The 9,831-nt window shown below is 60.3% G+C and carries 13 protein-coding genes; 1 reads left to right on the top strand and 12 read right to left on the bottom strand.

The window, feature by feature from the left end; translation table 11 throughout:
• Nucleotides 1–468: 468 nt before the first annotated feature.
• The 6 genes from ASE26_RS30550 to ASE26_RS10380 all read right to left on the bottom strand — a co-directional run bounded on the left by ASE26_RS30550 (nt 469) and on the right by ASE26_RS10380 (nt 4,656).
• The gene (locus ASE26_RS30550) at nt 469–633 is read right to left on the bottom strand and encodes a hypothetical protein (RefSeq protein ID WP_156398038.1); all 165 of its coding nucleotides are present in this window, start codon (nt 631–633) and stop codon (nt 469–471) included.
• 99 nt (nt 634–732) lie between these two features.
• Complete coding sequence (locus tag ASE26_RS10400; RefSeq protein ID WP_055932563.1) at nt 733–1,308, bottom strand: SCO family protein; 576 nt, start codon at nt 1,306–1,308, stop codon at nt 733–735.
• 5 nt (nt 1,309–1,313) lie between these two features.
• Nucleotides 1,314–2,189 carry a heme o synthase gene (gene cyoE / locus ASE26_RS10395; protein ID WP_055932560.1) on the bottom strand — a complete coding sequence of 292 codons (876 nt, stop codon included), beginning with the start codon at nt 2,187–2,189 and terminating at the stop codon, nt 1,314–1,316.
• Nucleotides 2,190–2,191: 2 nt separating this feature from the next.
• The gene (locus ASE26_RS10390) at nt 2,192–3,331 is read right to left on the bottom strand and encodes a heme A synthase (protein WP_229207179.1); all 1,140 of its coding nucleotides are present in this window, start codon (nt 3,329–3,331) and stop codon (nt 2,192–2,194) included.
• Between the two features lie 10 nt (nt 3,332–3,341).
• Nucleotides 3,342–3,893, bottom strand: coding sequence for an SCO family protein (locus ASE26_RS10385; protein ID WP_229207189.1), 552 nt, complete (start codon nt 3,891–3,893; stop codon nt 3,342–3,344).
• A 37-nt stretch (nt 3,894–3,930) separates the two neighbouring features.
• Nucleotides 3,931–4,656, bottom strand: a complete 726-nt coding sequence (locus ASE26_RS10380; protein ID WP_055932554.1) for an SURF1 family protein — start codon at nt 4,654–4,656, stop codon at nt 3,931–3,933.
• Nucleotides 4,657–4,690: 34 nt separating this feature from the next.
• On the opposite strand from ASE26_RS10380, the gene ASE26_RS10375 reads away from it, so the two are divergent.
• Nucleotides 4,691–4,891, top strand: coding sequence for a DUF2909 domain-containing protein (locus ASE26_RS10375; protein WP_055932546.1), 201 nt, complete (start codon nt 4,691–4,693; stop codon nt 4,889–4,891).
• Between the two features lie 99 nt (nt 4,892–4,990).
• On the opposite strand, the gene ASE26_RS10370 is transcribed toward ASE26_RS10375, so the two are convergent.
• Genes ASE26_RS10370 through coxB form a run of 6 tightly spaced genes read right to left on the bottom strand, consistent with a single transcriptional unit; the run spans nt 4,991 to nt 9,591 of the window.
• On the bottom strand, nt 4,991–5,854 hold the full coding sequence (locus ASE26_RS10370; RefSeq protein WP_055932544.1) for a cytochrome c oxidase subunit 3: 864 nt from the start codon (nt 5,852–5,854) through the stop codon (nt 4,991–4,993).
• 27 nt (nt 5,855–5,881) lie between these two features.
• The gene (locus tag ASE26_RS10365; RefSeq protein WP_055932541.1) at nt 5,882–6,067 is read right to left on the bottom strand and encodes a DUF2970 domain-containing protein; all 186 of its coding nucleotides are present in this window, start codon (nt 6,065–6,067) and stop codon (nt 5,882–5,884) included.
• A 9-nt stretch (nt 6,068–6,076) separates the two neighbouring features.
• Nucleotides 6,077–6,625 (bottom strand): cytochrome c oxidase assembly protein, encoded by a 549-nt coding sequence (locus ASE26_RS10360; protein WP_057246172.1) that lies wholly within the window; start codon nt 6,623–6,625, stop codon nt 6,077–6,079.
• A 1-nt stretch (nt 6,626) separates the two neighbouring features.
• Nucleotides 6,627–6,743, bottom strand: coding sequence for a cytochrome oxidase small assembly protein (locus ASE26_RS31470; protein ID WP_229207178.1), 117 nt, complete (start codon nt 6,741–6,743; stop codon nt 6,627–6,629).
• Between the two features lie 9 nt (nt 6,744–6,752).
• A complete protein-coding gene (gene ctaD / locus ASE26_RS10355; protein ID WP_055932535.1) occupies nt 6,753–8,351 on the bottom strand; it encodes a cytochrome c oxidase subunit I in 1,599 nt (532 codons plus the stop codon).
• 13 nt (nt 8,352–8,364) lie between these two features.
• A complete protein-coding gene (gene coxB, locus ASE26_RS10350; RefSeq protein WP_055932532.1) occupies nt 8,365–9,591 on the bottom strand; it encodes a cytochrome c oxidase subunit II in 1,227 nt (408 codons plus the stop codon).
• Nucleotides 9,592–9,831: the final 240 nt, after the last annotated feature.

The following is a 9,831-nucleotide window of genomic DNA, read 5'->3' as shown; positions in this document are numbered from 1 at the left end:
GTCGATTCCGAGGCGGCAACTGCATTTCGCGGTGCGCCAGACCCTTGGTCAGGTTCCAATCAAACCGATTGAATTACCCGACAAGTAGTCTGACACAGGGGGTTACCGTAGTGAAGTGCCTTTTCAATTGTGCTGTGCATTACTTCTGTCGAAAAGAAGTGCAGCCTGGCACACTTGTTTCCAGCACTACTGAATCGCTTCACATAGTAAAGCGAATAGTCTTCCAGAAAATCTTTATCAACATAGTCGAACTCCAACAAGATCGACTTTGCGCCCAGATCTTTCAGATATCGAAATAAGTAATCGACTTGTTTCTTACTGAAGATGTCAGGAAAGTCGGATCCGAAGCTCTCCTTTACCAGGTTGCTTAACGTTGACTTCGCGAATTGACTTACGAGATATGGAATCATCGATTTGGAAAAAAAAATAGCAGCCCATGGGCTGCTATTGGTGATCTTATAGGTTGGATTACAGGCTATACGTCCGCGCCAATGTATCCTTGTCCGGCGCACTTTCACGCACAAGAGCCTCAAACTCTTCCCCTGCAACCTTCATACGCTGCTGAAACGCTGCAATCTGCTCATCGTCTACGGCCCGTGCCTGCACTTCAGCGAGAAGTTCTGCGACAGTCATAGATAGCTCCAAAAATTGAAAAATAGGTAGACAACCCGCGATTATACGCTGTTTTCTCTCCTCTTACAATTTTCGTCATTTTTAGGCAACAAAACAGCATTAATCGAGCAGAAGCTTCAGGTCGTGCACGATAGGCGCCGGTCCGCCGCCGTGGCGCAGGAACAGGCGCAGCTTGCCGCCCTTGTCGAACACATAGCTGCCGGCGGTGTGGTCAATGGTGTAGCTGCCAGGAGTCTTGCCCGGCACCTTCTGGTAGAACACCTTGAACTCTTTCGCCGTATCGGCAACCTGCTGCGGCGTGCCGTACAGGCCCACGAAGCGCGAGTCGAAGCCCGGCACGTATTGCGACAGCAGTTCCTTGGTATCGCGCTCAGGATCGAGGGTGGCGAACAGCACCTGCACCTTGTCGGCGTCCGGGCCCAGCTCCTTCATCACGGCCGACATTTCAGCCATGGTGGTCGGGCACACGTCCGGGCAATGGGTGAAGCCGAAGAACAGCACCACTACCTTGCCTTTGTAGGATTCCAGCGTCACCGGCTTGCCGGTATGGTCGTTCAGTGAAAAGCCCTTGCCGTAATCGAGGCCGGTCAGGTCGGTGTTTTCAAACTTGAGCTGCTTCTCGCCGCAGGCCACCAGCGCGAGCAGCATGAACAGCGCCGCAAACAGTTTTTTCATCGTATTCAGAACTTGAAGTAGTGGTCGACCAGCAGCGCCGCGAACAGCAGCGACAGGTAGATGATGGACCAGGTGAATGCCTTGCGCGCCACGATATCGCTGTAATGCTTGTAGATGCGCCAGCCGTAGGACAAGAATACCGCGTTCAGGGCAATCGCGCTGAACAGGTAAATCAGGCCGCTCATCTTCACGGCGAACGGCAGCAGCGTGGTGGCGGCCAGGATGATCGAGTACAGCCAGACGTGGAAGGCGGTAAAGCCCATGCCGTGGGTGACCGGCAGCATCGGCAGGCCGGAACGTTCGTAGTCGGCCTTGCGGTACATGGCCAGCGCCCAGAAGTGCGGCGGGGTCCAGACGAAGATGATCAGCACCAGCAGCCAGGCTTGCATCGGCACGTCGTTGGCGATGGCGGCCCAGCCCAGTGCCGGCGGCATGGCGCCGGACAGGCCGCCGATCACGATGTTCTGCGGCGTAGCCGGCTTCAGGATCATGGTGTAGATCACGGCGTAGCCGACGAAGGTGACAAAGGTCAGCCACATGGTCAGCGGGTTGACCAGCTGGTGCAGGATCCACATGCCGGCGCCGCCGATCACTGCGGCAAACACCACGGTCTGGGGCACGGTGATCTCGCCCATCGCCATCGGGCGGCGCGCGGTACGCGCCATGCGCGCATCGATTTCGCGCTCGGCCAGGCAGTTGACGGCAAACGCCGCGCCGGACAGCAGCCAGATGCCGGCAGTGGCCGCGATCACCACGTGCCAGTCAGGCATGCCGTCGCTCGCCAGGAACATGCCGATGACGGCGCAAAACACGGCGAGCTGCGTCACGCGCGGCTTGGTCAGGGCCCAGTACTGGGCCATGCGGGAGGTGGAGGATTTCATTGTTATTGGTAGGCGGGGGCAGCCAGGTACTTAGCCCTGTAGTTTATCATGGTCAGCAACAGCACCAGGGCCGCCGCCCCCGCGTTATGGACCACGGCAATGGCCAGCGGGAAGTTGAAATAAATGGTTGCCACGCCGGTAAATGCCTGCAATGCCAGCAGCGCCGCCATCCAGCGCGCATGCTTGCCCAGGCCGTTGACGCGCCAGGCCTGCCAGGCGGTTGCGCCCAGCACCAGCACCACCAGGGCGGCGAAATTGCGGTGCACCCAATGGATCGCCGTCAGCGCCTCAAATGGCAGGTAGTGGCCGGCGGCGGTCTTGCCCAGCTCGCGCCAGAGGTGGAAACCATGCTCGAAGTCCATCGGCGGCACCCAGGCGCCGGCGCAGGTCGGGAATTCGGTGCAGGCCAGCGTCGCATAGTTCGAGCTGACCCAGGCACCCAACGCCAGTTGCGCCAGCAGCACCACGCCCGACAGCGCCGCCAGCAGGCGGATGCGTCCCAGGCGCGCCATCTGCGAGCCGGCAGCGCGCGCCAGCGGCGAGTGCAGCTGGTCTTCCCGTCCGCCGAACCAGGCCAGCAACGCCAGCAGGGACATGCCCAGCACCAGGTGGCCGGTAACGAAGATCGGCTGCAGCTTCTGCGTCACGGTCCAGGCGCCGAACGCGCCCTGCAGCAGGATGAAGAAGAACAGGAAAGTCGGGAAGCCCGGCGGAATACGGCGCGCCATGCCGGCACCGGCTCCGGCGCGGCCGCGGCCGGTCGAACGCCACCACGCCACGCCCATCATGGCCACGATCAGCACGCCGATGCCCATGGCCAGGTAGCGGTGGATCATCTCGATCCAGGCCTTCATCATGGTGACCGGACCGGTCGGCATCAGCGATTCGGCGGCGCGGATCTGTTCGTGCGCGACGAAGGGATTGGCTGCGCCGTAGCAGCCCGGCCAATCCGGGCAACCCAGGCCGGAATCGGTCAGGCGCGTGAAGGCGCCGAACACGATCAGGTCGAAAGTCAAAAAGACCGCGATCCAGACCAGCTTGCGGTACTTGTTGGTGTCCCTGGAAATCCAGACGGCGGACAGCGGCAGCGACGCCACCAGCAGCGCCGTAATCGCCATATGGGCAAAGGAATTATGGTCCATTGCGCCCGCCTTAACCGATGGCCGAAGCCTTGAGCACCTTGCCCAGGTCCTTCTTCACCTTGGCCGGGTCAGCGTCTTTCGGGAAGCGCATCATCAGGTGCCCCAGCGGATCGATCAGGTAGATATGCTCTTCCACCTTGCCGCCCTTCTCCAGTGGCAGCCACTTGCCCACCACATCGGCCGGCGCACGCAGGAAACGGGTGCCGTCGTTGACGCGCAGCATGAAGGTCTCCAGCGGCTCCTGGTCGGTGATCAGCCACACGCGCTCGATGCGGTCGGCTTCCTTGCCCTGCATGGTGCGCAGCTGGCGCATCATGAACAGCATGTCCTGGCATTTCTGGTCGCAGGCCGAGCCGCCCACTTTGACCATCAGCCACTTGCCCTTGAAGTCGTCCAGCGTTTGCGGCTTGCCGTCGACAGTGGTGCTGGACATGGCAGGGATCGGGTGCATGCGCGGGTCGAGCAGGTCGCCGTAGTTGGTGCGGCCCTCCGGCTTGATGACGAAATACGTGATGTAGGAGGCAATGATCGGTGCGGCGCACACCAGCAGCACCGCGAACATGCTCCAGCGGCCACGGCGGCGCTGGTTCTCGTCTTGTTTAGCGTTTTCCACTTTTTCTCAATCCGGTGAATACAAAGAAAAGTACTGCCATTGCCGCCAGTGCGTACCACTGGAAGGCGTAACCTTTATGCTTGTCGGCGCCCATCGCGGGTGCCGGCCAGTCGCGCTGCAGCGCTTCGCCGGTGGCGGCCGCGCCATCCGGCGTCGTCTGCTCGACCACCAGCGGCTGGAACTTCCAGCCGGTCGCCGCAGCCATGGCCGCCGCATCGGCATTCTGCACGATGGCGCCCGGTGCCAGCTTGGGCGCCTCGCCCAGCTGCATCACATGGCCCGGCGCCAGGCGCGCGATGCCCTCGACCGCCACCGGTCCGGCCGGCGTGGCATAGGATGGCAATTTGCTGCGCTCGGCCATATCGCGCGGCAGCCAGCCGCGCGCCACCAGCACGTGCATGTCGCTGCCGGCCAGGCGCAAAGGCATCAGGAGGTAGAAGCCGGGTTTTCCCGCGCGGGGACGGTTGTCGAGGTAGACCGGCCAGTTGCCGACCCACTCCCCCCGCAGCCGCACGCGGCGGAATTCCACCTCAGCCGCCACCACCGGCGCGGCACCCAGCGCCAGCGGAGCGGCGGCATTGCCGGCCGCCAGGCGCGCTTCAAGCGCCAGCTTCTGGGCGGCACGGCCATCCTGCCAGCGGCCGGCGCCAACGCCGATCGCCACCAGCACCATGGTGGCCAGGAAGGGGATCAGCCGGAAGCGGAATGCCATACAATAAGTGTTCCCAAGATACCGTCCAATTACCATGAAATACTTCGTCGCCGCAGCCTTCGTGCTGATCATCGGCAGCCTGGCTTCAGCCTTTATCAGCATGATGCGCAGCAAGTCCGCCAACCCGAAAATGGTGCGTGCTTTTGCGCTGCGCGTCGGCTTTTCGATCGCGCTGTTCGTCACCATCCTGGTGCTGGCAAAGCTCGGCTACATCAAGCCAACCGGCATCAGGTAAGCCACCTCAAATGCAAAAAAGCCACATCGGCACAGAGCGCGACCTGGGGCGCGTTCTGGCCGATGCGGCTTTTTCTTGCGGGTAAATTATACCCGCGTCTTACATCCAGTACACGACGACGTACAGGCCCAGCCAGACAACGTCAACAAAGTGCCAGTACCATGCCGCGCCTTCGAAGGCGAAATGGTGTTCGGCGCTCATGTCGCCGCGGATCAGGCGGTACAGCACGACGGACAGCATGATCGCGCCCATGGTCACGTGGAAACCGTGGAAGCCGGTCAGCATGAAGAAGGTGGAGCCGTAGATGCCCGAGGTCAGCTTCAGGTTCAGTTCGCTGTAAGCGTGCATGTATTCATAAGCCTGGAAGCCCATGAAGGTTGCGCCCAGCAGCACGGTAGCAGCCAGCCAGAAGATCGCCTTGGAGCGGTTGGCAGCTTGCAGCGCGTGGTGGGAGATGGTCAGGGTCATGCCCGAAGCCAGCAGCAGCGCGGTATTGATGGTCGGGATCGGGAACGGGCCCATTGGGGTGTAGCTGTCCACGGTGCCGGCAGGACCGACGTTGCCATTCCAGGCGGCAGCGAAATCGGGCCAGATGATCTTGTGGTCCAGGTCGCCCAGCCAAGGCATGGTGATCTGGCGTGCATAGTACAGCGCACCGAAGAAGGCACCGAAGAACATCACTTCGGAGAAGATGAACCAGCCCATCGACCAGCGATAGGACAGGTCGATGCGCTTGGAGTACAGGCCTTTTTCGGACTCGGAGATCGCGTCGCCGAACCAGAAGTACAGCACGGCCAGGGTCATGGCGATACCGATGTTATTGACGATCATGCCCCAGGGTGCATCATTGACCCAGGCCGATGCGCCGATCATGGTCACCAGCAGGGAAATACCTGCCAGCATCGGCCACTTGGAAGGACCAGGCACGAAGTAGTACGGTGCCGCGGCGTTATTAGAGCTCATCTTGTTCTCCCTAAAATCCTGTAATAGTTACTTTGAAACCACGAGTTTTACGATCGAAACCAGCAAGCCGATGAACAGGGCCGCGCCCAGCAGTCCGGCGACGATGATGTGGACCGGCTTGATCTTCTCCTGGTCCTGCTCAAAATCGCTTTTGCGGCGCAGGCCGAAGAACGACCAGATCACTGCTTTCATCGAATATAAAAACGATCCCATCTGCCTTCCTTAGTTGGCCGCTGTCTGGTTGCCCAGGCCGCCCGCCTCGATAAAGGTGTACGACAGGGTGACGGTCTTCACGCTTTTCGGCACCGCCGGATCGATGAAGAACACCACGGGCATCTGCCGCGCCTCGTTCGGCTTCAGCGTCTGCTCCTTGAAGCAGAAGCATTCCACCTTCTTGAAATGCGGCGTTACTTCCATCGGCGTGTAGCTCGGGACGGCTTGCGCCTTGACCGTGCGGGCCACGCTGTTGACTACCTCGTACACCACCGTCGTCATTTCTCCAGGGTGCACAGTCACACTATTCCGGGTGGCGCGGAAACGCAAGGTGCCCTGCACATTGCTGACCAGCTCCACCGTGATTTCACGGCTCATGTCGACCTGGCTGTTCTTGGCAACTTCCTGCGGCTTGCCATCGATCAGGTTCAGGCCAAGCACCTCGCACAGGTGCTTGTATACCGGAATCAGCGCGTAGCCAAAGCCGAACATCATGACGGCGATGACTACCAGCTTGCCGAGCAGCTTCCTGTTGCTGCCGCTGTCTTCGCTGCTCATTTCAGTGGTGCCCCAGCATCCATTGCTTGCCGATGACGGAAACAAAGAACACTACGGCGACCGACAGCAAGATCAGGGCCAGTCGCAGGTTGCCATTCGGCTTCTTCGGGTCGGACATGGTGCTTGCTTACTTGACAGTCGGTGGCGTTTCGAAGGTGTGGAACGGCGCCGGCGACGGCACGGTCCACTCCAGGCCTTCAGCGCCATCCCATGGCTTCGCTTCCGCCTGCTTGCCGCCACGGATGGTTGGCAGTACCACGCAGAACAGGAAGAACACCTGGCTCAGGCCGAAACCGAAGGCACCGATCGACGCGATCGAATTGAAGTCGGTGAACTGCGCCTGGTAGTCGGCGTAACGACGCGGCATACCGGCCAGGCCCAGGAAGTGCATTGGGAAGAAGGTCACGTTGAAGGTGATCAGCGACAGCCAGAAGTGGGCCTTGCCCATCGTCTCGTTGTACATGTGGCCGGTCCACTTCGGAACCCAGTAGTAGAAGCCTGCGAACAGCGCGAACAGCGAACCTGCCACCAGCACGTAGTGGAAGTGCGCCACCACGTAGTAGGTATCCTGCAGCTGGATGTCGACCGGGGTCACGGCCAGCATCAGGCCGGTGAAGCCGCCCATGGTGAACACGAAGATGAAGCCGACCGAGAACAGCATCGGGGTTTCAAAGGTCATCGAGCCTTTCCACATGGTCGCGATCCAGTTGAAGACCTTCACGCCGGTCGGCACGGAGATCAGCATGGTGGCGTACATGAAGAACAGCTGCGAGGTCACCGGCATGCCGGTGGTGAACATGTGGTGGGCCCAGACGATGAACGACAGGATCGCGATGGACGCGGTGGCGTACACCATCGAAGCGTAGCCGAACAGCTGCTTGCGGGCGAAGGCCGGGATGATCTGCGACACGATGCCGAAGGCCGGCAGGATCATGATGTACACCTCCGGGTGGCCGAAGAACCAGAAGATGTGCTGGTACATGACCGGGTCACCGCCGCCGGCGGCGTTGAAGAAGGAGGTGCCGAAGTGACGGTCGGTCAGGGTCATGGTGATGGCGCCTGCCAGGACCGGCATCACGGCGATCAGCAGGTAGGCGGTGATCAGCCAGGTCCAGCAGAACATCGGCATCTTCATCAGGGTCATGCCGGGAGCGCGCATGTTCAGGATGGTGACGATGATGTTGATGGAACCCATGATCGACGACGCGCCCATGATGTGCATGGCGAAGATACCCATGTCCATGCCGATGCCCATCTGGGTCGACAGCGGAGCGTACAGGGTCCAGCCGGCAGCGGTCGCGCCGCCAGGCACGAAGAACGAGCCGGCCAGCAGGATCGCGGCAGGCGGCAGCAGCCAGAACGAGAAGTTGTTCATGCGCGCGAACGCCATGTCGGATGCGCCGATCTGCAGCGGGATCATCCAGTTGGCGAAGCCGACGAAGGCCGGCATGATGGCGCCGAACACCATCACCAGGCCGTGCATGGTGGTCAGCTGGTTGAAGAACTCAGGCTGGAAGAACTGCAGGCCCGGTTTGAACAGTTCGGTACGGATCATCAGTGCCAGCACGCCGCCGGACAGCAGCATGATGAACGAGAACCACATGTACAGGGTACCGATGTCCTTGTGGTTGGTCGCGAACAGCCAACGGCTCAGGCCGTGTGGGTGATCGTGTGCGTGATCGTGGTCGCCGTGGGCGTGATCGTGTGCGTGATCGATAGTGCTCATGTAATGCTCCTAATTACTTGGCGCGAGCAGCCACAACTTCGGCTGGCTGGACGATGTTTTCCGCTGGCTTGTTCGACCAGTTGTTGCGGGTGTAAGTGATCACAGCCGCGATATCGGTGTCCGACAGTTGCTTCCATGCCGGCATTTCGGATGGGAACTTGCCGGATTTCTGGCCGTGCAGCAGGACCTTGACCTGATCTGCTTTCGGGCCGTTCACCACAGCGGAGCCGTCCAGGGCCGCGAAGGCGCCAGGTACGCCCTTGCCGGTTGCCTGGTGGCAGACTGCGCAATTAGCGGTGTAGACTTTTTCGCCCTTGGTCTTCAGTTCGTCGATGGTCCAGGTCTTGTTCGGATCATCTGCCAGGGCAGCCATTTCCTTCTTCTTGCCGTTGACCCAGGCGCTGTACTCTTCGGCGGTCACGACTTTGACTACGATAGGCATGAAAGCATGCTCTTTACCGCACAGCTCGGCGCAGTTGCCGCGGAAGGTGCCGGTGTATTCGGACTTGAACCAGGTGTCGCGTACGAAGCCGGGAATGGCATCCTGCTTGACGCCGAAGGCTGGAATCATCCAGGCGTGGATCACGTCGTTGGCAGTGGTGACGATACGGATCTTTTTGCCAACTGGCACGACCACTTCGTTGTCCACTTCCATCAGGTAGTTTTCGTTGCGCTTACCGGTGAATTGTTCGCCCGGATTGCCCACTTGGGTGCGCGGAGTCGACAGGTTGGAGACGAAGGAGATGCCTTCGCCTTCGCCCTTCAGGTAGTCATAGCCCCATTTCCACTGCATGCCGGTGGCTTTGATGGTGATGTCGGCGTTGGAGGTGTCTTTCATCGCCACCACGGTCTTGGTTGCTGGCAGTGCCATGCCGATCACGATCAGGAAAGGAACGACGGTCCAGGCGATTTCCACAGCGGTGGATTCGTGGAAGGTGGCAGCTTTGTGGCCGAGCGACTTGCGGTGTTTGAAGATCGAGTAGAACATCACGCCGAACACGGCGACGAAGATCACCATAATGATCCACATCATCATGGTGTGCAGGTCGTAGATGTCGGCAGCGATCTTTGTTGCAGGAGCCTGCAGGTTCAACTGATTGGCCATCGGACCGCCGGTGCCACCAGTCTTTGCCGTGTAGTCGCCGGCCGCTGTCGCCGCAGGCTCAGCCCACGCCGGCATTGCAGCGGCGGTAACGGCCAAGCCGAGCATCAACGATTGAAGTCGCTTCGCAAGTTTCATGTTTTCCCCAACCACCCAAAAATAAAGAAGATTTTTGAGCGCCAGGCCCGCCTAACCGCGGACCTGCCGCACGCTAAACACCTAAAGGCTCCGAGCCAAGCCAGCGCGAAAAATTTCGCGACCGGACTGTGCTGGAACCTTGAAAAACACTCCCGATGACCACACATCACCAGTAGCTTTGTTGCCATGTTTGCCTGGCTTGGACCGCCTTGTTGCGTTCGGCTGGGCGAAGTGATGGCA

The sequence above is a fragment of the Duganella sp. Root198D2 genome (genome assembly GCF_001428585.1).
Lineage (GTDB): Bacteria > Pseudomonadota > Gammaproteobacteria > Burkholderiales > Burkholderiaceae_D > Rugamonas.
This window is presented reverse-complemented; position numbering and strand designations above follow the sequence as displayed.